Consider the following 24,506-nt stretch of genomic DNA (forward strand, 5'->3'; position numbering starts at 1 on the left):
GAATGCGCCCCTACTCGCTGACGGGATCGCTGAACGGGCAATCGCCGATCCTGCTTGCCTCGCCACACAGCGGCACCGTCCTCCCGCCGGACTTTCTCAGTACCGTGCGGCTGCCGATCCCGGCGCTGCGCCGCATGGAGGATGCCCATGTCGGCAGCCTGCTGCAGCCCGCCGCGGCGCTCGGTGTGCCGCTGATCGAGGCCACCGTCAGTCGCGCCGTGCTGGACCTGAACCGGGCCGAGGATGAACTGGACCCGCAGATGTTCGCCGGGCCGCTGGGCATCGCGCCACGCCACACCGATCGGGTTCGCCGCGGCCATGGCCTGATCCCGCGCGTGGTGGCGGCAAACCAGCCCATCCACGCCCAGCGCATCCCCGCCCGGATTGCCGGCGACCGCATCCTGGCCCTGCACCGGCCCTGGCATCAGGCGCTCGCACAGGGGCTGGAGGCCGCGCGCGAGGTGCACGGCCATGCCCTGCTGCTGGATATCCATTCGATGCCCAGCCTGGAGGGCAATCCGCCCGCCCAGCTGGTGCTGGGCGACCTGCACGGCCGCAGTGCGGCTCCCCCCATCGTCGACTGGCTGGAGGCACAGTTCCGCGCCGCCGGGCTGAAAGTCGCCCGCAACAGCCCCTATGCCGGCGGCTTCACCACCGAACGGCACGGCCGCCCGGCAGAGGGCCTGCACGCCGTGCAGATCGAGTTCGATCGCGCGCTCTACATGGATGTCTCCACGCTGAAGCCGCATCGCGGATTCATGGCGCTGTCGGCGATGATTGCCGATGTGCTGGGCAGCCTGCGCCCGGCGCTTGCCCGTCTTGCCGGGCCGACACACTTCCCACTCGCTGCAGAGTAACTTCTGCATCCCGTAGATTTCACGTCACAAACTTTAACAGCACGCATCACGAATCGGCGTTAAACAAGACTCACCAGCCAAGACCGGGCCAACCGGCGAAGCTGGAAAAGAAGAACCCAACCAAAACATAAAAAGGGTCTTGTCATGCGTTCGATGCTCATCGCCGGTCTTGTCGCAGCCGGCATTGCAACCCCCGCCTTTGCCGCAACCGGAATCGCGCCGGATCCCAGCACCTGGGTGATGCTCGCTGCCGGCTTCTCCATGGTCGGGCTAGCGGCATCCGGGCGGAATCGTACGAACGGTCGTGTCGCCGACTGAATCTTGCAAAGAAAATACCAACGATAAGAATATTCAGGGTCGCGAGAGGGCCGTCCGCACGCGGGCGGCCCGATTGCGTCAGACAGGTTCCGCGCCCGAACGGGAACCGCGCCTTCCGTGGGTCAGGCAGGCGAAATCAACGCCGTCGCCATCAAAAACCCTTCCGTTTATGGCTTCACGTCCTAGACTCCGGCAGGTGACCCTGCTCGACCGACGCTCGCAACTCCTCGCCGCCGCGCTGGCTGCACTTGCCGGCTATGTCGATGTCGTAGGCTTCCTCGCGCTGGGCGGCTTCTTCGTCTCCTTCATGAGCGGAAATTCCACGCGGATCGCCGCCGGGGTGGCCACGGAAGCCGCGGCCGCGGCAATCGCCGGGCTGCTGGTGCTGACCTTCGTTGCCGGCGTGACGACCGGATCCCTGCTCGCCCGCATGGCGGGGCGCTGGAATCAGCCGGCCGTTCTTGCGCTGGTGGGGCTGGCGCTGGCGCTGGCTGCCCCGCTTCACCAGCCGGGCGCGGTTCCCGGCTCGTTCCTGCTCGTCGCCTTCGCGATGGGGGCGGAAAACATGGTCTTCCAGCGCAACGGCGAAGTGAGATTCGGCCTCACCTACATGACGGGAACGCTGGTGAAGATCGGCAACCGGCTCGCCGACGCACTTTCCGGCGGACCGCGTTGGGCCTGGGTGCCCTGGCTCCTGCTCTGGTGCGCGCTGGTGGCCGGCGGTGTCGCCGGGGCGCTGCTCTGGCTGAATCTCGGCATCGTCAGCCTGTGGATCGCCGCCGGCCTTGCCCTGCTGCTTGCGGCGCTCAGCACCTTTCTCGTGCCGGCACCCCCCAAGGTCGGCAGTTGACCCCTGTGTCGTCGCGCCCGACCTTCCGGGCATGACCAATGTCCTCATCATCGGCGCCGGCTGCTCCGGCTTTACCACCGCCAAGCGTCTGAAAGAGGAAGGCATCGCCTTCGACTGGTTCGAGATGTCGGACCGGATCGGCGGCAACTGGGCCTATGGCAACCCCAACGGCCGCTCGGCCGCCTATGCCTCGCTGCACATCGACACGTCCAAGTTTCGCCTCCAGTTCGAGGATTTTCCCTGCCCGACCGACTGGCCGGACTTCCCGCACCACAGCCTGATCGATGGCTATTTCAACGCCTATGTGGATCATTTTGGCCTGCGCCCGCTGATTCGCTTCCACAGCGAGGTGAAGCGGGTGTGGCAGGAGGGCACCGACTGGTTCGCGGAGGTGGAGGCCGCCGGAACCACGCAAAGGCACGGCCCCTACAGCCATGTCGTCATCGCCAACGGCCACCACTGGTCGCCGAACGTCCCCGAGATACCCGGCAGCTTTTCCGGCGTGGAAATGCACGCGCGCGACTATCGCACGCCCTTCGATCCGGTCGACCTGCGCGGCAAGACGGTGGTGGTCGTCGGCCTCGGCAACACGGCGGTCGATATCGCTTCCGAGCTCGGCCAGCGCTCGCTGGGCACGCGGCTGATTGTCTCGGCCCGGCGCGGCGTCTGGGTGCTGCCCAAATATTTCAACGGCAAGCCTTCGGACAAGACGCCGCTGCCCGCCTGGATGCCCGGCTGGCTGAAGCGGCGGCTGGCGCAGGGCGCGGTGCGCCGCGCGGTCGGCAACATGGAAGACTATGGCCTGCCCCGGCCCGACCACAAGCCGCTGGAGGCGCACCCGACCGTCAGCTCCGAATTCCTCCTCCGCTGCGGCAACGGCGACATCGAGGTGAAGCCGAACGTCACCGGGAAAGAGGGCGATCAGCTGCTCTTCGCCGACGGCAGCCGCGAGAAGGTCGACGCGCTGATCTACGCCACCGGCTACCGGCTCAGCTTCCCCTTCCTCTCGCCGGAGGACGCGCCGGTCACCGCCAATCACCTGCCACTGTTCAAGCGCATGGTGCAGCCCGATCCGCGCCTGCAGGGCCTGTGGTTCATGGGGCTGGCGCAGCCGCTGCCGACGCTGGTGAATTTCGCCGAGCAGCAATCGAAGCTGTTCGCGGCCCTGCTGACGGGGCGCTACGCGCTGCCCGAACCCGCAGAGATGCAGCGGATCCTCGAAGCCGACGAAGCAACGCACAAGGGGCATTACTATGCCTCGCAGCGGCACACGATCCAGGTGGACTTCGATCTCTATTGCCACGACCTGAAGGCAGAGATCGCGGCAGGCGCCAGGCGGGTGCCGGCGCAGCGCGCGGCCTGATTCCCAGGCTTGACCGGGACAGGCCCGGCCTGCCACCAACAGACGATGCGCATCCTTGCCCCGGCCATCGCCCTTTGTCTCGCCTCCGCAGCCCTTGCGCAGGCCCCCACCATTCGCCAGCAGGGCAGCGCCCGGCTGGAAAATGTGCCGGCAATCCCGGCGGATGTGTCGGCCGCGGTGCAGCTCTACCAGAACAGCCGCGCCGCCGAGCTGGAGGACTGGCTGGCCGACGGCTCGATGCTGGTCGCCACCCGCTTCGGCGAAACGCGGCAGCTGCACCATGTCGCTGCCCCCGGCGCCGCCCGCACCCAGCTCACCTTCGGCCGCGAGCCGATCTCGTCGGCCACCGCCATTCCCGGCACCAACAGCTTCATCCTGGGCCGCGACACCGGCGGCGACGAATGGTTCCAGCTCTATCTGAAGGGCCTCACCGGCCCGGCAAGATTGCTGACCCGGCCCGGCACCCGCAACCAGTCCCCGGTGGTCAGCAAGGACGGCAGGCTGCTGGTCTGGTCGCAGGCGGTGAAGGGCTCGGGCAGCTATGCGCTGCTGGCGATCGATCCGTCGGCGCCGGCAGAACCGCGCCTGCTCCTGCAGGCGGACGGCGCCGTCGGCCCGGCCGATATCGCCGCCGACGGCAAGTCGCTGCTCTATGTCCGCAACATCTCCAACCGCGAGAACCAGATCTTCCGGCTGGACATCGCCAGCGGCCAATCGACCCGCATCGCCCCCGACGCACCGCCCGCCCGCTATGAATCGCCGCGCCTTCTGGGCGACAGCATCCTCGCCATCTCGGATCAGGGCAGCGACACCCGCCGTCTGGTCCGCATCGATCCGGCCAGCGGCAAGCTCACGCCGCTGCTGCCGGCGCTGAACTGGGATGTGGAGGAATTCACCATCTCCCCCGATGGCCGCACGCTCGCCTATGCAGTGAACGAGGACGGCTATTCCAGCATCCACCTGTTCGACGTCGGCACGGGCAAGGCGCTTGGCGCGCCCGCCTTTCCGAAGGGCGTGCTGACCGGCCTCAAATTCTCGCCCGACGGCAGCAAGCTGGCGGCCGCCTTCACCAGCGCCCGATCGGCCGGCGACATCTGGTCGCTCACCCTCGCCGACGACAAGGTGACGCGCTGGACCAGCTCCGAACTGGGCGAGCTGGATGCTGCGAAGCTGGCCGAACCCAGGCTCATCCGCTTCAAATCGTTCGACGGCCTCTCGGTGCCCGCCTTCGTCTATCGCCCCGCCGGCATCGCGCCCGGCGTCCGCACGCCCGTCATCATCGACATCCACGGCGGCCCCGAAGCACAGACCCGACCCATCTGGAACTATGGCGCGCAATATTTCGCCGATACGCTGCAGGCGACCGTGATCCTGCCCAACGTCCGCGGCTCGGACGGCTATGGCAAACGCTACCTGAACCTCGACAACGCCGCGAAGCGCGAGGATTCGGTAAAGGATATCGGCGCCCTGCTCGATTGGGTGAAGGCGCAGCCCGACCTCGATGCCGCCCGCGTCGCCGTCTATGGCCAGAGCTACGGCGGCTACATGTCGCTCGCGGTGATGACACACTATTCCGACCGGCTGGTCGGCGGCGTCGAGCGCTACGGGATCAGCGACTTCGCCTCCTTCCTCAACAACACCGAAGCCTATCGCCGCGACAACCGCCGGGCCGAATATGGCGACGAGCGCGATCCTCAGATGCAGAAGGTGTTTGCGCGGATTTCGCCGATGGCCAACATTGCGAAGATCTCCAAGCCGATGCTGGTGATGCAGGGCGCCAATGATCCGCGCGTGCCGCAATCGGAATCCGATCAGGTCGTCGCCAAGCTGCGCGCCAACGGGGTCGAGACCTGGTATGTCCTCTTCGCCGACGAGGGCCATGGCTTCCAGAAGAAGCCCAACAACGATCTCCGCCGCGAGGTGGAGACGGTGTTCCTGAAGAAGCTGTTCTCAGCCGGGGAAAAGCCTAGGACGTGAACCCCTAAACGGAAGGCGTTTTGATGGGTCAGGCAGGCGAAATCGGCGTTGGCGACGGCCGAAAGCGGGGCTTTGCCCCCCGGTGAGGACGGCGACGGCGTTGATTTCGCCTGCCTGACCCACCGGAGGCGCGGTTTTCAGACCCGATCCAGCGCTCGCTGCGCTTGCCAGCTACCTGCAGGTAGCCGGTCTGCGCTTGCTCGCTCGTCTCGGGGCTGAAAACCGCGTCAAAATGCCTTCCGTTTAGGGGTTCACGTCCTGCTCAATAGTCCCACATGTCCCGGCTGTCTTCCGGCGCAGGCTCCGCGCCCAGAATGGCGGTCGCCGCCAGCATCACGCCAAGCGCCGCCCAATGGACAAGCGTGCCGCCGAGCACGCCGAGCGAGACCTTCGCCCGGTGCCAGGCGCGCAAGATATCGTGTGGAACTGCCGGGTCTGCCACCGGGGCCTGAAATATCGAAGCCATGTTGCCGTCCCCAAATATGGTTATCGTTGGTATTTTTACTGTCCGATCCGGCGAGGGAGCCGGAACGTCCTTAACCCATAAACCATGTTTGGCTTCGCAACCGTAAACCTTGGTTACATCGCGCCAGGACGTTCACGTCCTAGATAAGCCCCTCGGCACGCAGGCTTTTGTGGCCGGTGCGCGCAATCACCAGATGGTCGTGCAGCGCGATGCCAAGCGGCCTTGCCGCATCGGCGATCAGGCGGGTCAGCTGCACATCGTCGCGGCTGGGGGTCGGGTCGCCCGCGGGATGGTTGTGCACCAGGATCACCGCGCTTGCCTGCAGCTCCATCGCCCGCTTCACGATCTCGCGCGGATAGGCGGGTGCCTGGTTCACCGTGCCCTCGCCGAACTTTTCGTCGCGGATCAGATGGTTCCTGTTGTCCAGGAACAGGACGCGAAACTCCTCGGTCAGCTCATGGGCGAGGCGGGCGTGCAGATAGTCGGTGACCGCGTCAAAGCTGGCGAGCACGGGCCGGTCCAGCGCCTTGCGCTGCAGCTGGCGGACGGACAACGCCTCCACGAACTTCAGCGCCGCGGCAACCGTTTCGCCCACGCCCTTCACCCGCATCAGCTCGCCCGGAGACGCGGCGACAACGGTCGGCAGATCGCCGAACTGCGCCAGCAGCTCCTTCGCCAGCGGCTTCACATCCTGCCGGGGAATGGCAAGCGCCAGGCAATATTCCAGCAGCTCATAATCGTGGAAACCGTCCGCCCCGCCTTCCAGCAATCGCTGGCGCATGCGGTCGCGATGCCCGCTCTTGCGGGCGGGATCGGCGTCATAGGCAAGCGTAGGTTCGCGAACCTGCCTAGGCGGCATAGGGCGGCTGGTTGAGGCCCTGCGGCGACAGGGTGAAGATCTCGCAGCCGGTCTCGGTGATCCCGATCGAATGTTCGAACTGCGCCGACAGCGAGCGGTCGCGCGTCACTGCCGTCCAGCCGTCGTCGAGGATGCGGGCATCCGCGCGGCCCAGGTTCAGCATCGGCTCGATGGTAAAGAACATGCCGGGCTTCAGCTCCGGCCCTTCGCCGGGCCGACCGGCGTGCACGATGTTGGGCGCCATGTGGAAGCGCCGGCCCAGCCCATGGCCGCAGAAATCGCGCACCACGGAAAGGCGGTTCTTCTCGGCCAGCTTCTGGATGGCATGGCCGATGTCGCCCACCGTGTTGCCGGGCTTCGCCTGCTCGATCCCCAGCATCATCGCCTCATAGGTGAGGTCGACCAGCCGGCGCGCCTTCAGCGGCGGTTCGCCGGCGAAATACATGCGGCTGGTGTCGCCATGCCAGCCGTTCAGCACCACGGTCACGTCGATGTTGACGATGTCGCCCTCCTGCAAGGGCTTGTGGCTGGGGATGCCGTGGCAGATCACATGGTTGATGCTGGTGCACAGCGCATGGGAATAGCCGCGATAGAAGATGGTGGCGGAAACGCCGCCGGCAGCGACGACGAAATCATAGGCCAGCCTGTCCAGCGCCAGCGTGGAAACGCCCGGCTTCACATGCGCCGCAAGCATGTCGAGCACTTGTGCCGCAAGGCGGCCGGCCGCGCGCATGCCTTCAAAGCCGGCGGCGTCGTTCAGCACGATGGTGCGGTCGTCCAGATCAAGATCGGTCATGGCAGGGATTCCTCAAGCCTTATGGATTTAGGAGCCCGCGTGCGTTAGGGCAATGGCATGTCGTCTTCCGAGAAGAATGGGCCCGAGAAGATCTGGACCGCCGCGCTGATCGTCATCGGCGACGAGATCCTGTCCGGGCGTACGCAGGATGCAAACCTCGCCTATCTCGCCCGCTGGCTGAACGTGCAGGGTATCCGCCTGAAAGAGGCCCGCGTCGTCCCCGACGAGATGGACAGGATCGGCGAAGCGGTGAACGCCTGCCTCGACGCCCACGACTATGTCTTCACCACCGGCGGCATCGGCCCCACGCACGACGATATCACCGTCGACGCGGTGGCGGCGGCGCTGGGCGTCGGCGTCGTGCACCATCCGGATGCCGTGGCGCTGCTGACCCGCTATTATGGCGACCGCATCACCGAGGCACGGCTGCGCATGGCGCGCGTGCCCGAAGGCGCCGAGCTGATCGAAAATCCGGAAACCGGCGCCCCGGGCATCCGCATCGGCCGCCTTTTCATCATGGCCGGCGTTCCGAAGATCACCCAGGGCATGCTGCGCGGGCTGGACGGCAAGCTCGCCGGCGGCCGGCCGGTGATGTCGCGCGCGGTGGGCGCCTGGGCGCAGGAAAGCGCCGTCGCCGATCTGCTGGCACGCGTCCAGGACAGCCATGAAGGTGTGCAGGTCGGCTCCTACCCGTTCTGGCGGGAAGGGAAGGGCGGCGCCAACTTCGTGCTGAGGTCCGTGGATGAAGCGCGGCTGGCCGAGGCGGTCGCCGCCTTGAAGGCGGGACTTGAAGCAGACGGGATAACCGCACAGGAGGGGGAAATATGAACATGTTCAAGACCGTATTGCTGGTCGTGCTGGCGACGGTGCTGACGCTGTTCTGCGTCAGCAACAACAGTTTCGTGCCGGTGAACATGGGCTTCCAGCTGTTCAACGTCTGGCTGCCGCTGCTGGTGCTGGTGTCGTTCGCGCTCGGCTTCATCCCGGTGTGGGCATGGCTCTCGACAGACCGGCTGATGCTCCGCCGCAAGGTCGCGAAGCTGGAGGCCACGCTGGGCCGCACCGAAACCGACCTGGAGCAGGCCAAAGTAGAGCTGCTGCGCCCGCCCGCGCCGCAGCCGCAAGTCGTGCCGCAGCCGGCACCACCCGGCGCCTGACATGGCCGCCAACCCCATCTATGTCGGTCTGGACACGCCGGACCTCGACCATGCCGAGGCACTCGCCCGGGCGGTGAAGCCGCATGTCGGCGGGCTGAAGCTCGGGCTGGAATTCTTCATGCGCAACGGTCCGGATGGCGTCCGCCGCATGGGGCGCGTGGGGCTGCCGATCTTCCTGGACCTGAAGCTGCACGACATTCCCAACACGGTCGCCGGCGCGCTGAAATCGCTGTCGGTGCTCGATCTTGCCATCGTCAACGTCCACGCCGGCGGCGGGCTGACGATGATGCAGGCCGCCGCCGGCGTGCGGCCACCGGGCGCCAGGCTGGTCGCGGTGACGGTGCTCACCAGCATGGACGAGGCCGATCTCTGCGGCATCGGCGTGTTCGGCAACCCGTCGGATCAGGTGCTTCGGCTGGCGGCGCTGACGCGAGAGGCGGGGCTGGATGGAGTCGTCTGCTCCGCGCATGAAGTGGCAGGCGTGAAAAAGGAATGGACCGACGGGTTGTTCGTCATCCCCGGCATCCGCCCGGCCGGCTCCGATCTTGGCGACCAGAAGCGGGTGATGACGCCGCACAGCGCCCTGATGGCGGGTGCCGGCGTGCTGGTGATAGGCCGCCCCATCACCGCAGCGGAAAATCCGGCGGAAGCGGCGGCGGCGATTGCCGCCACCCTCTGAGGCGGCCTGAGATGCGTTCGAAGGTGAAAATCTGCGGCATCACCACGCCCGAGGCGCTGGTGGCGGCGCTTTCGGCAGGCGCCGATGCGGCAGGATTCGTATTTTTCCCCCCCAGCCCGCGGGCACTGCTGCCCGACCAGGCGCAAGGGCTGGCAGCGCGCGCGCCGCACCTGCTCAAGGTCGGGCTGTTCGTCGATGCCGACGACGCGCTGCTGGAGGATGCCGTGGCGGCCGGACAGCTCGGCGCCCTTCAGCTGCAGGGTTCGGAAGGCCCGGCACGGGTGGCCGAACTGAAGGCCCGCTTCGGGCTTCCGGTCTGGAAGGCGGTCGGCGTGAAGGCCGCCGCGGATATCCGCGCCGCAGAGCGTGCGTTCGGCGGCGCAGACCTGCTGCTGCTGGATGCAAAGCCGCCTGAGGGCTCCTCCCTGCCGGGTGGCAATGGCCTGCGCTTCGACTGGCGGATTCTGCTGGAGGCCAGGCCGGCGATGGCGTGGGGTCTGGCCGGCGGGCTGACGGCAGAGACGGTGGCCGAAGCGATCGCGCGCACCGGCGCACCGCTCGTCGATGTCTCATCCGGCGTGGAGGACGCGCCGGGCGTCAAGAACCTTGCAAAGATCGCCGCTTTCGTGGAAGCCGCGCGGCGTGCCTGAACACCTGACCAAACCGTCCAGCCTGCGGACCGACCCCGACGCAACGGCGACAAGTCTGCGCGTCGGTCCCGACGCCAGGGGCCATTTCGGCGCCTTCGGCGGCCGCTATGTCGCCGAAACGCTGATGCCGCTGATTCTCGATCTGGAGCGGGAGTATATCGCCGCAAAGGCCGATCCGGCCTTCCGCGCCGAGCTGGACTATCTGCTGAAACATTATGTCGGCCGGCCCAGCCCGCTCTATTTCGCGGAGCCGCTGACGAGGCATCTGGGCGGCGCCAAAATCTACCTGAAGCGCGAAGAGCTCAACCACACCGGCGCGCACAAGATCAACAACTGCATCGGCCAGATCCTGCTGGCAAAGCGGATGGGCAAGACGCGGATCATCGCCGAAACCGGCGCCGGCCAGCATGGCGTGGCGACGGCGACGGTGGCGGCGCGCTTTGGCCTGCCCTGCACCATCTTCATGGGCGCCCGCGACATAGAGCGGCAAATGCCGAACGTCTTCCGCATGCGGCTGCTGGGCGCCGAAGTGCGCAGCGTCACCTCCGGCTCGCAGACGCTGAAGGACGCGATGAACGAGGCGCTGCGCGACTGGGTCACCAACGTGCACGATACCTTCTATATCATCGGCACGGTGGCCGGACCGCACCCCTATCCGGAGCTGGTGCGCGATTTCCAGAACGTGATCGGCGAAGAGGCAAAGGCGCAGCTGTTCGAGGCCGAGGGCCGCCTGCCCGACGTCGCTGTCGCGGCTGTCGGCGGCGGCTCCAACGCCATCGGCCTGTTCCACCCCTTCCTCGACGATCCCGTCGAACTGGTCGGTATCGAGGCGGCCGGCCACGGGCTGGACACCGAAGCCCACGCCGCAAGCCTCGCCGGCGGCCGCTCCGGCGTCCTGCACGGCAACAAGACCTTTCTGCTGCAGGATGCCGATGGCCAGATCACCGAGGCCCACTCGATTTCCGCCGGCCTCGATTACCCCGGCATCGGCCCCGAGCACGCCTGGCTGCATTCCATCGGCCGCGTCCGCTATGAAGGCATCACCGACGCCGAGGCGCTGGAGGCGTTCCAGCTGCTGGCAAAGGTGGAGGGCATCATCCCGGCGCTCGAAACCGCGCACGCGCTGGCCTGGGTGACGAAGGCAGCGCCGACGATGGCCGCCGACAGGATCATTCTCGTCAACCTCTCCGGACGCGGCGACAAGGACATCTTCGCCGTCGCCAGGGAACTGGGGGCGGAACTGTGACGGACCGCATCGCCGATCGCTTCGCCTCGCTCGACCGTTCAGCGCTCGTCACCTTCGTCTGCGGCGGCGATCCGAACCCGGAACTCACGGCTCCCATCCTGCACGCGCTGGTAAGGGGCGGCGCCGACCTGATCGAGATCGGCATGCCGTTCACCGATCCGATGGCCGACGGCCCCGCCATCCAGCAGGGCAATATCCGGGCTCTGGAGGCGGGCATCTCACTGAAGAAACTGCTGGAGATCGTCCGCGACTTCCGCACGCAAGACAGTGCCACGCCGCTGGTGCTGATGGGCTATCTGAACCCGCTGCTGGCCCACGGCGCCGATTTCGGCCGCGACGCGACAGCCGCCGGCCTCGACGGCCTTATCATCGTCGACCTGCCACCGGAAGAAGCCGGCGAACTCGAGCTGGGCGGCCTGCACCTCATCCGGCTGGCAACGCCCACCACCGACGACAGGCGCCTTCCCGCCGTGCTCGATGGCGCCTCCGGCTTCCTCTATTATGTCGCAGTGGCGGGCATCACCGGACAGAACAGCGCCGCCGCCGCCGACATAGAGGCGGCGGTCAGGCGGCTGAAGGCGGCGACCACGCTGCCGGTCGCCGTCGGCTTCGGCGTGAAAACCCCCGCACAGGCCGCCGACATCGCCCGCCACGCCGATGCCGTGGTGGTGGGCTCGGCCATCGTCGACCTCATCGGCAACGCGCATGGCCGCAAATCCAACGATATCCCGGGCGAAGTGGAGCAGTTCGTCTCGACGCTTTCGCAGGCCGTCCGGACAGCAAGACCGGAGGCTGTCTTGACGGAGATTGGCGCATGAGCTGGCTCACAAGATCCCGCCAGCGGCTGACGGGCTTCATCCAGCGACGCGAGACACCCGACAATCTGTGGACCAAGTGCAAGAGCTGCGGCGCCATGCTCTACACCAAGGAGTTCGAGGCCAATCTCTCGGTCTGCCCCGAATGCGGCCACCACGAGCGCATCCGCGCCACCCGCCGCTTCGAGCTGTTGTTCGACCATGGCCAGTATGCGCGCATCGCCGTGTCGCCGCCGCCGGAAGATCCGCTGAAGTTCCGTGACCAGAAGCGCTATCCCGATCGTCTGAAGGCCGCCCGCGCCGCCACCGGCGAGCAGGATGCCATGCTGCTGGCAAAGGGCGAGATCGGCGGCAACACCGCCGTCGTCGGCGTGCAGGATTTCGCCTTCATGGGTGGCTCGATGGGCATCGCCGTCGGCGCCGCCTTCGTCACCGGCGCCCGCGCCGCCATCGCCGCGCATTGCCCGTTCGTGATGGTAACCGCCGCCGGCGGCGCACGGATGCAGGAAGGCATCCTGTCGCTGATGCAGATGCCGGCGACGACGGTCGCCATCGAGGAGCTGAAGGAAGCCCGGCTTCCCTACATCGTGCTGCTCACCGATCCTACGACCGGCGGCGTCACCGCCAGCTATGCCATGCTGGGCGACGTCCATATCTCCGAACCGAACGCGCTGATCGGTTTCGCAGGCGCCCGGGTGATCGAATCGACCATCCGCGAAAAGCTGCCCGAAGGCTTCCAGCGGGCGGAATATCTGCTGGAACATGGCATGGTGGACATGGTCGTCCACCGGCGCGACCTCGCGGCAACGCTGGGCCGGTTGATCGGCCTGCTGATGCAGAAAGCCTGAGGATGCGCCCGCATCCGGAAAAAGAAGGTAAAACGTCCGCGTGAGCGCTCAGCCGGTGGATTTCGCCCGCTCCGACAACCCCGTCCTCGATCGTCTGTTGCGTGCCGCCGGCCAGCAGCAGGTGTCGGGCGTCGATCTCACGCTGAAGCGCGTCGAGCGTCTGCTGACGCGGATGGCGAGCCCGCACCTGAAGCTGCCGCCCGTGTTCCATGTGGCCGGCACCAACGGCAAGGGCAGCACCTGCGCGTTCCTGCGCGCTGCACTGGAGGCGTCCGGGCACCGCGTGCACCTGTTCACCTCGCCGCATCTCGTCCGCCCGAACGAGCGCATCCGGCTTGCCGGCACGCTGGTATCCGACGAGGAATTTGCCGAGGCGTTGGCCGAGGTTCTGCGCTTCAACGCGGGGCAGCCGATCTCCTTCTTCGAGGTGCTGACGGCGGCCGCCTTCCTGCTGTTTGCAGCCACCCCCGCCGATGCGGTGATCCTGGAGGTCGGCCTCGGTGGACGGCTGGATTCCACCAACGTCGTGCCGAAGCCGGCGGTGACGGGGATCGCCCAGCTCGCGCTCGACCATGTGCAGATCCTGGGGCCGACGCTGCGCCATATAGCTGGCGAAAAGGCCGGCATCGCCAAGAAGGGCGTGCCGCTGGTGACGCAGAAATACCCGGCCCAGATCGCAGCCGCAGTGGCGGAAATCGCGGTTCCGAAGGGCGCGAAAATGCTGGTCCGCGGCGAGGCGTGGGATTCCGCCGTCTATGAAGGCCAGCTCGTCTGGAAGGCGAAGGACGACGAGGAAGCGCTGAAACTGCCTCTGCCGAAGCTGCCCGGCAGCCATCAGGCCGACAATGCCGCGCTGGCGATCGCCATGCTTCGCGCGCAGGAGGCGCTGAAGGTTCCCGACAGTGCGCTGAGATCGGCGATGGGCTGGGCGCAATGGCCGGCCCGGTTGCAGCGGCTGACCAGCGGCCCGTTCGTGGACGCCCTGCCAGCCGGATCAGAGCTGGTGCTCGATGGCGGCCACAATCCGGCAGCCGGCAAGGCGCTGGCGACCTATGCGGCGTCGGCGCAACCGCCGCTGCCGCTGCACCTTGTGCTGGGAATGCTGGTCACCAAGGACCATGCCGGCTTCGTGCGCTCCTTCCCGCGCGGCACGCGGATGACGATGGTGCCGATCCCCGGCCACAGCTGCGTGTCGCCCGATGAACTGGCGGCACAGGCCAATGCCGGCGGCATGAAGGCCGATGCGGCAGACAGCCTGCTGGCGGCCATGCAACAGGTCGACAGCCCCTCACGCGTGCTGATCGGTGGCTCCCTGCACCTGGCCGGCGAGGCACTCCGCGAGAACGGACCCATCCCGCAATAGAGATTATGCCGGGTGACAAGCCAGCCGGAACCCGTTAGGCGCCCCGGCATGAACGGCCGGCTTCAGGATCTGCGCACAGGCCAGGGGCTTCTTGGCCTGCTGCTCTTCTGCGCCATTGCCCTGCGGCTCGCCGTGCCGGCAGGCTATATGCCCGGTTTCAGCGAGGGACGGGCAACGCTGATCGTCTGCTCCGCCTCGGGCAGCCGCGAAATGGCCGTCGATTTTGGCGACGCCGACAAGGGCCAGAAGCAGACTGGCGGCTCCGATTGCATCTTTGCCTCAGGGCTCGGCGGCGGGCTTTTGCCGCCTGCGCCGTGGATCTTCGCGGCGGCTTCCCTGCCGGCCGCAAACCATCTCCTCCAGCGCGCCATCGCGGATCTCACGCCGCATCGCCTCGCGGCGCCTCCCCCGCCCGCCCTGGGGCCGCCACCGCGCAGCTGATCTATCGCGCGGCGACGGACGATCCTCGTTCGCTGCTGACCTGAAGCACGGCGCCCGCCGTGCCTTGCGGCCGTGGCACAGCCACGGTCCGGCTTCTCCGAGGTTCCACCGATGAATTCGATTTTCCGCAGCGCAGGCCCCACGCGTCTTGTCGCTCTGCCTCTTCTCCTCTGCTCCCTCCATTCCCCGGCGCTGGCCGAAGAGAATGCCGACGAAACCATCATCGTCACCGGTGCACGCACCGGCGATTTCGGCGTGAAATCCGGCATCCCGCTGGAACGCGTGCCGCAAAGCGTGCAGCTGCTGGACGAGCAGGAGCTGATCGACCGCGGCGTGCGCAGCGTCGGCGATGCCCTGCGCGCCGTGCCGTCGGCCAACGTGGGCGGCTCGCGCGTGTCACGCTACCAGAGCTTCAGCCTGAAGATCCGCGGTTTCCTGGCGGATCAGATGCGCAATGGCATCCGCCAGCGCTATTTCGAGGATATCGACGCCTCGGCGCTGTCGAACGTGGAGCGCATCGAGATTCTGAAGGGGCCGTCGGCCGTTCTGTTCGGGCAATCGGCGGTGGGTGGCCTGATTTCGGTCATCACCAAGCAGCCGACAGACAGCTTCCAGGCCTCGGGCGCCCTGACGGGCGGCAGCTACGACCAGAAAATGGCCAGCATCGACATCGGCGGCCCCGTCAGCCAGACGCTGGGGATCCGCCTCACCGGCGAGATCGAGCGTTCCGGCACCTTCGTCGACTATCAGGACATGGACCGCGAGAATGTCGGCCTCTCGCTGGCCTGGCGGCCAAGCGAAGCGATCTCTGCACATCTCGTGGCGGAATATCTCCGCCGCACGACAGCCAACAATCCCGGCCTGCCGGTTGTGGGCACCCTCGTCTCCAACGGGGTCGGCACGGTTCCGCGCGGGCAGTTTCTGGGCGAGCCCAACTTCACCGATCTCGTCGCCGACGGCCTGCTGCTGCAGGCCTGGGCGGATATCCGGATGAGCGACGACTGGACGCTGACTCCGCGCTTCCAGGTAAACCAGTTCAACACCTCGCTGGATCAGATCCGCCTGCTCGCCCCGGTGGCGGGCGCACCCACGAAGATCCAGCGCAACGGCCGCCGCGGCCGCGAGGACGACGCCTACTATATCGGCCAGGTGGATGTTTCCGGCCGCTTCCGCACCGGCGGCATCGAACACAAGCTGCTGCTGGGGGTGGAGTACAGCTCGGAAAACCCGACCTTCCGGCAGTCCGACATCGTGCCCGGCGGGGTGCCGCCGATCGATTCGATGAACCCGGTCTACGCCTTCACCAACAGCCAGCCGCCGCTTGCCTTCACCTTCTACAGTCAGGGGAATGTGAACGGCTTCGCCTTCTATGGGCAGGACCAGATCGCGCTCACCGAAAACTGGAGCGTGGTGGCCGGCGTCCGCCATTCCCTGTTCGACTATGACAACCGTCGCAACGGCGTTCGGAACGCCGACAGCATCTCCAACACCAGCTGGCAGCTGGGGACCAACTATGTGCTGGGCGGCGGATTTTCGCTCTATGGCGGCTACAACAGCGGCTTCGATCTGGAGCCGGTGGTCGGCTCGCGCTCGAAGGACGGAACGCCGTTCAAGCCGGAGACCTCCGATCAGGTGGAGGCGGGCCTGAGGCTGGTGCGCGAGAATTTCCGGGGCAGCGTCTCGGCCTTCCGCATCCGCCGCAACAATGTGGCGACGACAGACCCCAACGACCCCAATTATCAGGTGCAGGAAGGGCAGCTGCGCACGCAGGGTGTCGAGCTGGAGGGCGAATGGACGCCGTTGCCGGGCTGGTGGCTGCAGGGCGGCTATGCGCACATCGACGGACGGATCACCCGTAACAACACGCCCGGCCTGCAGAACGCCTGGATGGGGGATACACCGAAAAACACCGCCACTTTCTCCACCCGCGTGACGGTGGGGCCGGTGGAGCTGCGCGGCGGCGCCTATTATGTGGGCGAGCGCGCGCTGGTGAACGGCAGCAGGATCATCCTGGATGACTATCTGCTGTTCGATCTCGGGGCGGGTGCGCGCTTCGGCAAGGTCAGTATCGACGCGGCGCTTACCAACCTCTTCGACAAGACCTATTATACCGCCAATGGCGGCGCGAACTTCGTCTATCCGGGCGATCCCCGGATGCTGAGCGTTCGCGTCGGCTACCGGTTCTGAGGGAGCACAGGATGGCGACCGCGGCCGAAACCTCCCGCAGCTATCGGGCGATCTGGCGCTGGCATTTCTGGGCCGGGCTGATCGTGGCCCCGTTCCTGGTGATCCTGTCGATCACGGGCGCCATCTACCTGTTCAACGACGAACTGAACGACCTGTTGATGCCCGAGCTCCACTTCGTGGAGCCGGTGCATCGGCAGCTGCCGCCCTCGGCCCTGATCCGCGCGGCGATCGCCGAATATCCCGGCACGCCAACGCGGATCGATCTGCCGACCGAGCCGGATCGCCCGGCGAAAGTCTATGTGAAGACCGCCGCCGGCGAACCCCGGCAGGTGATGGTGAACCCCGGCAACGCCAGGGTGCTGGGCAGCTTCGTCTATGCGCGCACGCTGGTGGGCTTTGCCGACCTGATGCACGGCTCCCTGCTGCTGGGCGAACGGGGCGATGCCATCGTGGAACTGGCGGCCTGCTGGGCGCTGGTGCTGATCGCGAGCGGGCTTTACCTCTGGTGGCCGCGCGGACGCTGGAAGGCGGCCGGCCTGCTCTACCCGCGGCTCCGCGCGAAAGGCCGGCTGTTCTGGCGCGACCTGCACGCAACGACGGGGGTGTGGATGCTCGCCCTCATCGCCTTCCTGCTGCTCACCGGCTTGCCATGGGCGGTGGTGCAGGGGCCGCTGATCCGCGGCGGGTTCGAGGCGCTGGGCACCGGTGCCCCGCAACAGGCCTGGGGCCACACCCCGCCCGAAAGCCGCCCCATGGGCGAGGCGCTGGGGCGCGTCAGCTGGACCCAGGAACAGGCCCCGATGCCGGTGTCAGACCCAGCGCACGCCGACCATGCCGATCACCAGATGCCCCCGCAGGCCGCAGGCACCGACAAAGTCGCCATCGACGAAGCCGCCATCGACGGGGCCGACAGCATCGCCGCCCGCGCGACGGCCATGGGCATGCGCGACTACCGCCTGTATCTGCCGCGCGGCGAGCGGGGCATCTATACCGCGCTGACGTACCCCGGCCGGCCGCAGGGTCAGCGCACGCTGCACTTCGACCGCTGGAGCCACGAGCTGCTGCGCGACTATCGCTGGTCGCAATATGGCACCGGCGCCAAGGCGGTGGAGCTGGGCGTGCAGATCCACATGGGCCGCTATTTCGGGCTGGCCAATCAGCTGCTGATGCTGTTGCCCTGCATCGCCATCCTGCTGCTGGCGGGAAGCGGCGTGGCGATGTGGTGGAAACGGCGGCCCGAAGGCGCCTTCGCCGCACCGCCGCGCGTGCCCGAAGCACGGCTGGACGGGATGCTGCTGATCCTGCTGGTGGCCGGGCTGCTGATGCCGCTGCTGGGTGCCTCGCTGCTGATCGTCTGGCTGCTGGACAGCGCCGTCCAGCGCATCGGGCGACCGGCCGAACGCCGGATTTCTCAGGGCTGACCCTCGATCTGCCGGCGAAGCAGCTCAAAGGCAGCGGCGGCAAAGGCATACATGTTGCCAAGCCTGTCCGTCCGCCCGGTCTCCAATGTGCGGGCGACGGCCCCGCCGGGGCCGTGCACGGCGAGACAGCAATGGCCGGCGGCATCGCCATAGGGGTTGCCGGAGGGGCCGGACGCGCCGGTTTCGCCAATCGCCCAGCTGGTCTTGAAACGGGTCCTGGTGCGCTCGGCCAGCGCCAGCGCATAGGGTTCAGAGGCGCTGCGCAGGCCGCGCACCTCCTCGCGCTTCAGGTCCAGCAGGCGATGGCGGGCGCGCGGCGTATAGACCACCCCGCCGCCATAATAATAGCTCGACGCCCCCGGCACCGCGAGCAGCGCGGCAGAGATCAGCCCGCCGGTCGAGCTTTCGGCGACCGCGATGCTTTGGTGGCGGGCCTTCAGCAGCGCGGCCACCTGTTCGGCATCTGCAACCAGTGCTTCGAAACTCATGGAATCTCTCCCTGCCACTGGTCGCGGATCTCGCGTTTCAGAATCTTGCCGATGGCGCTGCGCGGCAGCTCGTCCACCAGCTGCACGGCGGCCAGCCGCTGCACCTTGCCCACCCGCGCATTGGTGAATTCCTTCAGCTCCTGCGGATCGGCCCCGGGCGCCACCACGAACGCCACCGGGCTTTCCCCCCAGGCGCGGCTGGGAATGCCGACCACTGCCACATCCAGCACGTGCGGATGCTCGGCCAGCACCTGCTCGATATCGATCGGATAGATATTGAAGCCGCCGGAAATGATCATGTCCTTGGCCCGTCCCATCAGCTCGATGAAACCGTCCTCGTCCCGCCGTGCCAGGTCGCCGGTGCGGATGAAGATGCGGCCGTCGGGATGCTGCCACTGCGTCGCCCGCGTCGCTTCCGGCCGGTTGGCATAGCCCGACATCGTCGCCGGAGAGAAACCGATCATCTCGCCCACTTCGCCCGGTGCCGCCTCGGTGCCGTCCTCCTTCACGATCTTCAGTTCCACGTTCGGAAACGGTCGTCCAATGGTGTGCAGCTTGGTCGGATGCTCGTGCGCCACCAGCGCGGTGCCGCCGCCGCCCTCGGTCATCCCCCAATATTCGATCAGCCCGCCCGGCCAGCGGGCCAGGATGTCGGCCTTCAGGTCGGCGGCAAACGGCGCCGAGGTGCAGAATTTCATCCGGTAGGAGCCAAGGTCGAACGCCTCGAAATCGGCAAGGTCCATGATCCGCCGATACTGCACCGGCACCAGCATCGAGTGCGTCGCGCCGAACTTCTGCGCCAGCTCCAGAAAGCCGCGCGCATCGAACTTCGGCTGCAGCACCAGATGCCCGCCCCAGGCCAGCGCCGGCAGCGCCGCCACCAGCGTGGTGTTGGAATAGAGCGGAGTCGCCAGCAGGCAGACGCTGTCCGGCCCATAGCCGACCGCCGCACCCCCCACCAGATGCGCCCAGCGCATGTTCCACGAATGCACGATGCCCTTGGGCGTGCCGGTCGTGCCCGAGGAATAGATGATGTTGAACGGCAGCGAGATCAGCTCCGCATCGCTCAGCGTCACCGGTGCCGGCGGGCCATCCGCCAGCCAGTCGTCCAGCGCCTCGATGGCGATCCTGCGGGCAGCAAAGGCGCGCCCTGCCACCGCTTCGGCATTGGCGGCATCCAGGAACAGGATCGGCGCGGCGCTGTCGGAAACCATCGCCTCCAGCTGTTCCGGCGTGGCGCTGGGCGGCATCGGCGCCACGGCGATGCCGGCCACCAGCGCCCCCAGATAGAGCGCGACATAGTCGGCGTTGGTATGGCTGATGATGGCAATCGCCTGCCCCGGCTTCACCCCGTCGCGCTGCAGGCTGGCGGCAACCCGCCCGGCGCGGTCGGCGAGTTCGGCCCATGTGTAGCGGCTGTCGCCCACGGTCACGGCGGGGGCGTCGGGCCGTTCGGCGGCGTGACGGGCAATCAGATCGCCGATGCGCTGGAATTCGGGGCCGTCTGCCATCATTTTTTCTCCATACGGACCATCGGGCGGAACTGCGGGGGGCCGGCGCCGTTGGACTTCCAGTTAACCTTTTCCAGAACGGGATTATCGGGATGCAGATCCGCGCCGGCTATCATCTTGAAGTGGATTGCACCGACATCACGCCGATGGTGCTGATGCTGAGCGTGCACCCGATCGAAGCAGACCGGCTGGTGACGCCGGACCGGATCCGCAGCGCGCCGCAAACGATCCTGCGCCCCTATCGCGACGGCTTCGGCAACATCTGCCACCGGCTGACGGCGCAGCCGGGCCGGCTCAGCCTGCGCGCGGACTTTGTGGTCGAGGACGACGGACTTCCCGACCGCGTGCCGCACGGCGCGCGGCAGCACCCGGTCAACGAACTGCCAGACGACGTGCTGCAGTTCCTGCTGGCGAGCCGCTACTGCGAGACGGAGCGGCTGATGCCGCTGGCGTGGGAGAAGTTCGGCAGCGTGCCCGAGGGGCATGCGCGGGTGCAGGCGGTGGTCGACTATGTCCACCAGCGCATCCGCTTCGGCTACCAGCATGCGCGCAACACCCGGACGGCGTTCGAAGCGCACGAGGAGGGCGTCGGTGTCTGCCGCGACTATGCGCATCTGGCGGTCGCCCTCTGCCGCTGCCTGAACATTCCCGCCCGCTATGTGAATGGCTATCTGGGCGATATCGGCGTGCCCGCCGTCCCCGATCCGATGGATTTCAGCGCCTGGTTCCAGGTCTGGCTCGGCGGTCGCTGGTGGACCTTCGATGCCCGCCACAACAAGCCGCGCATCGGCCGGATCCTGATCGCCGCCGGGCGCGATGCCGCTGACGTGGCGATGATCACCTCCTTTGGTCAGGTGAAGCTGGCACGCTTCGACATCCTCACCGAAGAAGTCACCGGCGAAGGCGTGATCGCCCGCTGCGGCTGAGAGACCGTTTGGGTAGTGCGCGGTTGAGGGCCTGCGGCGGGTTTGTTGTCCCCGCGAGGCGCGGAAAATGCCGCGATGCAAGGACATCGGGGCACTTTTGCGCGACGAAGCAGGTGCGAACAAGACGCGCAGGACCGACCCGCGCAACTCCCGAACGCTCTCTGAGGCCTTCACGCCAGCAGCGCGCGAAGCGCCGAGACGAGAGCGAGCGGCTGATCCGCCATCACATGATGATGCGCATCCGGCAGGCCCACAAAACGCGTTCCGGCAGGCAGCAAGGTGCGGATCAGCCTGACCACCCCATGCTCTGCCAGCACCGATTGCTCGCCCCACAGATAGGCGACCGGAACCGATATGCGGCCGGCCACACCGTCAACGTCGCCGACGCTGAAATTCTTCCACAGCATCGGATCGAACTTCCAGGTCCAGCCCCCTTCCGCCTGCCGTAGCGAGGAACGGGCGATGAAATCGGTGATCCACGGATTGGGGCTGGGCTGCATCGGCGACCAGCGGAAGCGGGCGAGCGCCTCCGCCAGCGTCGGATAGATGCGGTGCGGCTTCGGATCGTCGGCGTGCGGCGGGCGACGGTTATCGCCCAGGGGGGTATCGATGATGATCGCCTGCGCGACCCGATCCGGGTGCCCGGCGGCCAGCAGCACGGTCGGCATCCCGCCAAAGCTGTGGCCGGCAACGGCGAAGCGCTCGCCAAGCCCGGCGGCCTCGGCCACCGCCAGCGCCTCGCGGACGAACTGGTCGCCGGTATAGGCCGGGCGGTGGTCGCTGCCGCCCATGCCGGACCAGCTCAGCGCCGCGACACGATGCGTGTCGGCAAGGAACGGCGCGACGAAGCGCCACCAGTCGGCATTGGCGCCATTGCCGTGCAGCAGCAGCAGGCCGGGTTTGCCGCGCTCGCCCCAGCCGAGCCACTCCACATCGGCGCCCTCCACCTGCACCTTATGGCGTTCGTGCGGCGCATCGATCGCCGCCCGGAACCAGGCCGGTGCGGCCGGCTTCTCTCCGGCAAACGGCGCCAGCGGCGACAGCAGGTGCGGATCGTCGGTGTCCTTGGCGAAGGGTTTCACCTCCCTCCGCTCTGCCGCCCTCCGCTCTGCCGCCGCGCTCATTTCAGCCATAGCTGCGCGGCTGCCACCACGGGTAGAAATCGGGCATATTGTCGGAAACATTGTCCGGGTAGGCGGCCGGGCGCTTCTCCAGGAAGCTCGTCACCCCTTCCTTGGCATCCGCCTGCCGCCCACGGGCATAGATGGCGCGGCTGTCGATCTTGTGCGCTTCCATCGGGTGATCGGCGCCCAGCATCCGCCACAGCATCTGCCGGGTGAGCGCCACCGAAACAGGCGCCGTATTGTCGGCGATCTCGCGCGCCAGCGCCAGCGCTGCCGGCAGCAGCTCCTCCGGCGGCGCCACCGATCGGACAAGTCCGCCCTCAAAGGCTTCGTCGGCGCCAAAGACCCGCCCGGTCGAGCACCACTCCATCGCCCGGCTGATGCCGACAAGGCGCGGCAGGAACCAGCTGGAGCAGGCCTCCGGCACGATGCCGCGACGGGCAAACACAAAGCCGAATCGGGCGTTGGTGCTGGCGATGCGAATATCCATCGGCAGCTGCATCGTCACGCCGATGCCGACGGCGGGGCCGTTGATGGCGCCGATCACCGGCTTCAGGCTCTCGAAGATGCGCAGGGTGCAGCGGCCGCCGCCGTCGCGGACCGCTTCATGCGCATAGTCGATGCTGCCGTCGGCGCGCACGGGCGAGGATGTCAGCCGGTCGCCGGCGGCGTCCTCGGCCCGGGCGTCATAGTCGAAGGTCTTGGCTCCGGCAGACAGATCCGCCCCGGCGCAGAAGGCCCGGCCCGCGCCCGTCACGATGACGGCGCGCACATCGTCGCGCGCGTCCGTCTCGTCAAAGGCAGAGATGATCTCGTGCATCATCCGCCCGGTGAACGCATTGAGCTTGTCCGGGCGGTTCAGCGTAAGCGTGGCGACTCCATCGGCGATCTCGAGGATGGTTTCCTGCCGGTCCGTCATCTCCGGTTCTCCCTTACAGCCGCTCGATGATGGAGACGTTGGCAAGGCCGCCGCCCTCGCACATCGTCTGCAGGCCATAGCGCTTGCCGCGATTGTGCAGCGCATGCACCAGCGTCGCCATCAGCTTGGTGCCCGAAGCGCCCAGCGGGTGGCCCAGCGCAATCGCGCCGCCGTTGACGTTCAGCTTCGCCGGATCGACGCCCAGCTCCTTCAGCCAGGCCATCGGCACCGAGGCAAAGGCTTCGTTGACTTCGAACAGGTCGATCTCGTCGATCTTCATGCCGGCCTTCTTCAGCGCCGCGCGGGTGGCGTTGATCGGCGCCTCCAGCATCACCACCGGGTCCTCGCCGATCACCGTCAGGCTGTGGATGCGGGCGATCGGCTCGACGCCCAGCTTCTTCAGGCCCGCCTCATTGACGACCAGAACGCCCGAAGCCCCGTCGCAGATCTGCGACGAGGTGGCAGCCGTCAGCCGGCCGTCCTCGCTCAGCAGCTTCACCGCCTTCGTCGCTTCCAGCGTCGCTTCAAAGCGGATGCCTTCATCGACTATATGCTCGACGGCGTTGTTCTCCGCATCCAGCCCGGTGATGGGGACGATTTCCTGCGCAAAGGCATTGGCCCTGGCAGCGGCGGCGCCCTTCTGCTGCGAGCCGAAGCCGAACGCGTCCAGCTGGTCGCGCGAAAGGTCATATTTCTTCGCGATCATCTCGGCGCCGGCAAACTGGCTGAACTGGATCCCCGGATAGCGCGCCTGGATGGCGGGGCTCATATAGGTGCCCGCCCCCGCATCCATCGCCGCCTTGAAGGGCAGCGCCATCGGCACGCGCGTCATGCTCTCGACGCCGGCCGCAATCACCACGTCCATCACGCCCGACATCACCGTCGCGGCGGCGAAATGCAGCGCCTGCTGCGAGCTGCCGCACTGCCGGTCGACCGAGGTGCCGGGCACCGACTCCGGAAGCTTCGACGCCAGCACCGCATTGCGGGCCACATTGGTCGATTGCTGCGCAAACTGGTTGACGCAGCCCATGATGACATCCTCGAACAGCGCCGGGTCGTGATCGCCCACCAGGTCGTTCAGCACATGCGCGGCCAGATCAGCCGGGTGCCAGTCCCGCAGCCGTCCGCCCTTGCGGCCACCGGCCGTGCGACGCGCCTTCACGATATAGGCTTCACCCATCTTCACTCTCCTGTTTCAAACTGTCTCCCCCTCCTTGCGCCCGGCGGACGGGCTTGTGACCTCTT

25 protein-coding genes are annotated in these 24,506 nt (G+C 67.2%); 17 read left to right on the top strand and 8 right to left on the bottom strand.

The window, feature by feature from the left end; translation table 11 throughout:
• Window positions 1–2 precede the first annotated feature (2 nt).
• The 5 genes from IM784_RS06345 to IM784_RS06365 all read left to right on the top strand — a co-directional run bounded on the left by IM784_RS06345 (window position 3) and on the right by IM784_RS06365 (window position 5,365).
• Complete coding sequence (locus IM784_RS06345; protein ID WP_199554449.1) at window positions 3–857, top strand: N-formylglutamate amidohydrolase; 855 nt, start codon at window positions 3–5, stop codon at window positions 855–857.
• Between the two features lie 144 nt (window positions 858–1,001).
• Window positions 1,002–1,175: a PEP-CTERM sorting domain-containing protein gene (locus IM784_RS06350; protein ID WP_199554450.1), complete on the top strand. Its 174-nt coding sequence runs from the start codon at window positions 1,002–1,004 to the stop codon at window positions 1,173–1,175.
• A gap of 196 nt (window positions 1,176–1,371) precedes the next feature.
• Entirely contained in the window at window positions 1,372–2,025 is a 654-nt protein-coding gene (locus tag IM784_RS06355; protein WP_328799467.1) for a YoaK family protein, read from the top strand.
• Between the two features lie 31 nt (window positions 2,026–2,056).
• Complete coding sequence (locus IM784_RS06360; RefSeq protein ID WP_199554452.1) at window positions 2,057–3,388, top strand: flavin-containing monooxygenase; 1,332 nt, start codon at window positions 2,057–2,059, stop codon at window positions 3,386–3,388.
• A gap of 45 nt (window positions 3,389–3,433) precedes the next feature.
• On the top strand, window positions 3,434–5,365 hold the full coding sequence (locus tag IM784_RS06365) for a S9 family peptidase (RefSeq protein WP_199554453.1): 1,932 nt from the start codon (window positions 3,434–3,436) through the stop codon (window positions 5,363–5,365).
• 262 nt (window positions 5,366–5,627) lie between these two features.
• On the opposite strand, the gene IM784_RS06370 is transcribed toward IM784_RS06365, so the two are convergent.
• The 3 genes from IM784_RS06370 to map form a co-directional block, all read right to left on the bottom strand.
• Window positions 5,628–5,831 carry a hypothetical protein gene (locus IM784_RS06370; RefSeq protein ID WP_199554454.1) on the bottom strand — a complete coding sequence of 68 codons (204 nt, stop codon included), beginning with the start codon at window positions 5,829–5,831 and terminating at the stop codon, window positions 5,628–5,630.
• Window positions 5,832–5,970: 139 nt separating this feature from the next.
• Entirely contained in the window at window positions 5,971–6,690 is a 720-nt protein-coding gene (radC, locus tag IM784_RS06375) for a RadC family protein (RefSeq protein WP_199554455.1), read from the bottom strand.
• The gene (gene map / locus IM784_RS06380) at window positions 6,680–7,486 is read right to left on the bottom strand and encodes a type I methionyl aminopeptidase (RefSeq protein WP_199554456.1); all 807 of its coding nucleotides are present in this window, start codon (window positions 7,484–7,486) and stop codon (window positions 6,680–6,682) included. Before map ends, radC begins: the two co-directional genes overlap by 11 nt.
• 57 nt (window positions 7,487–7,543) lie before the next feature.
• Between map and IM784_RS06385 the strand changes: the two genes are divergently transcribed.
• From IM784_RS06385 to IM784_RS06435, 11 genes are all read left to right on the top strand, one after another.
• Window positions 7,544–8,314 (top strand): competence/damage-inducible protein A, encoded by a 771-nt coding sequence (locus IM784_RS06385; protein ID WP_199554457.1) that lies wholly within the window; start codon window positions 7,544–7,546, stop codon window positions 8,312–8,314.
• The gene (locus IM784_RS06390; RefSeq protein ID WP_199554458.1) at window positions 8,311–8,643 is read left to right on the top strand and encodes a LapA family protein; all 333 of its coding nucleotides are present in this window, start codon (window positions 8,311–8,313) and stop codon (window positions 8,641–8,643) included. Before IM784_RS06385 ends, IM784_RS06390 begins: the two co-directional genes overlap by 4 nt.
• A gap of 1 nt (window position 8,644) precedes the next feature.
• On the top strand, window positions 8,645–9,322 hold the full coding sequence (gene pyrF / locus IM784_RS06395; RefSeq protein WP_199554459.1) for an orotidine-5'-phosphate decarboxylase: 678 nt from the start codon (window positions 8,645–8,647) through the stop codon (window positions 9,320–9,322).
• Between the two features lie 11 nt (window positions 9,323–9,333).
• On the top strand, window positions 9,334–9,972 hold the full coding sequence (locus IM784_RS06400) for a phosphoribosylanthranilate isomerase (protein ID WP_199554460.1): 639 nt from the start codon (window positions 9,334–9,336) through the stop codon (window positions 9,970–9,972).
• Window positions 9,965–11,218: a tryptophan synthase subunit beta gene (trpB, locus tag IM784_RS06405; RefSeq protein ID WP_328799468.1), complete on the top strand. Its 1,254-nt coding sequence runs from the start codon at window positions 9,965–9,967 to the stop codon at window positions 11,216–11,218. The genes IM784_RS06400 and trpB overlap by 8 nt, the downstream gene beginning before the upstream one ends.
• A complete protein-coding gene (gene trpA, locus IM784_RS06410; protein WP_199554462.1) occupies window positions 11,215–12,036 on the top strand; it encodes a tryptophan synthase subunit alpha in 822 nt (273 codons plus the stop codon). Before trpB ends, trpA begins: the two co-directional genes overlap by 4 nt.
• Window positions 12,033–12,881 carry an acetyl-CoA carboxylase, carboxyltransferase subunit beta gene (gene accD / locus IM784_RS06415; RefSeq protein WP_199554463.1) on the top strand — a complete coding sequence of 283 codons (849 nt, stop codon included), beginning with the start codon at window positions 12,033–12,035 and terminating at the stop codon, window positions 12,879–12,881. Before trpA ends, accD begins: the two co-directional genes overlap by 4 nt.
• A gap of 40 nt (window positions 12,882–12,921) precedes the next feature.
• Entirely contained in the window at window positions 12,922–14,244 is a 1,323-nt protein-coding gene (locus IM784_RS06420) for a bifunctional folylpolyglutamate synthase/dihydrofolate synthase (protein WP_199554464.1), read from the top strand.
• Window positions 14,245–14,292: 48 nt separating this feature from the next.
• Window positions 14,293–14,685, top strand: coding sequence for a DUF2946 family protein (locus IM784_RS06425; protein WP_199554465.1), 393 nt, complete (start codon window positions 14,293–14,295; stop codon window positions 14,683–14,685).
• Window positions 14,686–14,796: 111 nt separating this feature from the next.
• Complete coding sequence (locus tag IM784_RS06430) at window positions 14,797–16,872, top strand: TonB-dependent receptor (RefSeq protein ID WP_199554466.1); 2,076 nt, start codon at window positions 14,797–14,799, stop codon at window positions 16,870–16,872.
• 11 nt (window positions 16,873–16,883) lie between these two features.
• Window positions 16,884–18,293 carry a PepSY-associated TM helix domain-containing protein gene (locus tag IM784_RS06435; protein ID WP_199554467.1) on the top strand — a complete coding sequence of 470 codons (1,410 nt, stop codon included), beginning with the start codon at window positions 16,884–16,886 and terminating at the stop codon, window positions 18,291–18,293.
• Here IM784_RS06435 and IM784_RS06440 read toward each other — a convergent pair.
• Complete coding sequence (locus tag IM784_RS06440) at window positions 18,284–18,781, bottom strand: CinA family protein (RefSeq protein ID WP_199554468.1); 498 nt, start codon at window positions 18,779–18,781, stop codon at window positions 18,284–18,286. The genes IM784_RS06435 and IM784_RS06440 overlap by 10 nt on opposite strands.
• Complete coding sequence (locus IM784_RS06445; protein WP_199554469.1) at window positions 18,778–20,295, bottom strand: class I adenylate-forming enzyme family protein; 1,518 nt, start codon at window positions 20,293–20,295, stop codon at window positions 18,778–18,780. The genes IM784_RS06440 and IM784_RS06445 overlap by 4 nt, the downstream gene beginning before the upstream one ends.
• An 89-nt stretch (window positions 20,296–20,384) precedes the next feature.
• On the opposite strand from IM784_RS06445, the gene IM784_RS06450 reads away from it, so the two are divergent.
• Window positions 20,385–21,218 carry a transglutaminase-like domain-containing protein gene (locus tag IM784_RS06450; RefSeq protein WP_199554470.1) on the top strand — a complete coding sequence of 278 codons (834 nt, stop codon included), beginning with the start codon at window positions 20,385–20,387 and terminating at the stop codon, window positions 21,216–21,218.
• Window positions 21,219–21,388: 170 nt separating this feature from the next.
• Here the strand turns inward: IM784_RS06450 and IM784_RS06455 are convergent, their stop codons facing one another.
• From IM784_RS06455 to IM784_RS06465, 3 genes are read right to left on the bottom strand one after another with little or no spacing between them, the layout of a single operon-like run.
• The gene (locus IM784_RS06455; protein WP_199554471.1) at window positions 21,389–22,351 is read right to left on the bottom strand and encodes an alpha/beta fold hydrolase; all 963 of its coding nucleotides are present in this window, start codon (window positions 22,349–22,351) and stop codon (window positions 21,389–21,391) included.
• The gene (locus IM784_RS06460; RefSeq protein WP_199554472.1) at window positions 22,344–23,261 is read right to left on the bottom strand and encodes a crotonase/enoyl-CoA hydratase family protein; all 918 of its coding nucleotides are present in this window, start codon (window positions 23,259–23,261) and stop codon (window positions 22,344–22,346) included. The genes IM784_RS06455 and IM784_RS06460 overlap by 8 nt, the downstream gene beginning before the upstream one ends.
• 13 nt (window positions 23,262–23,274) lie before the next feature.
• Complete coding sequence (locus IM784_RS06465) at window positions 23,275–24,441, bottom strand: acetyl-CoA C-acetyltransferase (protein ID WP_199554473.1); 1,167 nt, start codon at window positions 24,439–24,441, stop codon at window positions 23,275–23,277.
• Window positions 24,442–24,506 lie beyond the last annotated feature (65 nt).

Source organism: Sandaracinobacteroides hominis (genome assembly GCF_016464365.1).
GTDB classification, from domain to species: Bacteria; Pseudomonadota; Alphaproteobacteria; order Sphingomonadales; family Sphingomonadaceae; genus Sandaracinobacteroides; species Sandaracinobacteroides hominis.

Bases quoted from the DNA above. Each gene is read 5' to 3' on its own strand.
- IM784_RS06345 (WP_199554449.1), top strand. From the start codon at position 3: ATGCGCCCCTACTCGCTGACGGGATCGCTGAACGGGCAATCGCCGATC.
- IM784_RS06350 (WP_199554450.1), top strand. From the start codon at position 1,002: ATGCGTTCGATGCTCATCGCCGGTCTTGTCGCAGCCGGCATTGCAACC.
- IM784_RS06360 (WP_199554452.1), top strand. From the start codon at position 2,057: ATGACCAATGTCCTCATCATCGGCGCCGGCTGCTCCGGCTTTACCACC.
- IM784_RS06365 (WP_199554453.1), top strand. From the start codon at position 3,434: ATGCGCATCCTTGCCCCGGCCATCGCCCTTTGTCTCGCCTCCGCAGCC.
- IM784_RS06370 (WP_199554454.1), bottom strand. From the start codon at position 5,831: ATGGCTTCGATATTTCAGGCCCCGGTGGCAGACCCGGCAGTTCCACAC.
- radC (WP_199554455.1), bottom strand. From the start codon at position 6,690: ATGCCGCCTAGGCAGGTTCGCGAACCTACGCTTGCCTATGACGCCGAT.
- map (WP_199554456.1), bottom strand. From the start codon at position 7,486: ATGACCGATCTTGATCTGGACGACCGCACCATCGTGCTGAACGACGCC.
- IM784_RS06385 (WP_199554457.1), top strand. From the start codon at position 7,544: ATGTCGTCTTCCGAGAAGAATGGGCCCGAGAAGATCTGGACCGCCGCG.
- IM784_RS06390 (WP_199554458.1), top strand. From the start codon at position 8,311: ATGAACATGTTCAAGACCGTATTGCTGGTCGTGCTGGCGACGGTGCTG.
- pyrF (WP_199554459.1), top strand. From the start codon at position 8,645: ATGGCCGCCAACCCCATCTATGTCGGTCTGGACACGCCGGACCTCGAC.
- IM784_RS06400 (WP_199554460.1), top strand. From the start codon at position 9,334: ATGCGTTCGAAGGTGAAAATCTGCGGCATCACCACGCCCGAGGCGCTG.
- accD (WP_199554463.1), top strand. From the start codon at position 12,033: ATGAGCTGGCTCACAAGATCCCGCCAGCGGCTGACGGGCTTCATCCAG.
- IM784_RS06425 (WP_199554465.1), top strand. From the start codon at position 14,293: ATGAACGGCCGGCTTCAGGATCTGCGCACAGGCCAGGGGCTTCTTGGC.
- IM784_RS06430 (WP_199554466.1), top strand. From the start codon at position 14,797: ATGAATTCGATTTTCCGCAGCGCAGGCCCCACGCGTCTTGTCGCTCTG.
- IM784_RS06435 (WP_199554467.1), top strand. From the start codon at position 16,884: ATGGCGACCGCGGCCGAAACCTCCCGCAGCTATCGGGCGATCTGGCGC.
- IM784_RS06440 (WP_199554468.1), bottom strand. From the start codon at position 18,781: ATGAGTTTCGAAGCACTGGTTGCAGATGCCGAACAGGTGGCCGCGCTG.
- IM784_RS06445 (WP_199554469.1), bottom strand. From the start codon at position 20,295: ATGATGGCAGACGGCCCCGAATTCCAGCGCATCGGCGATCTGATTGCC.
- IM784_RS06450 (WP_199554470.1), top strand. From the start codon at position 20,385: ATGCAGATCCGCGCCGGCTATCATCTTGAAGTGGATTGCACCGACATC.
- IM784_RS06455 (WP_199554471.1), bottom strand. From the start codon at position 22,351: ATGGCTGAAATGAGCGCGGCGGCAGAGCGGAGGGCGGCAGAGCGGAGG.
- IM784_RS06460 (WP_199554472.1), bottom strand. From the start codon at position 23,261: ATGACGGACCGGCAGGAAACCATCCTCGAGATCGCCGATGGAGTCGCC.
- IM784_RS06465 (WP_199554473.1), bottom strand. From the start codon at position 24,441: ATGGGTGAAGCCTATATCGTGAAGGCGCGTCGCACGGCCGGTGGCCGC.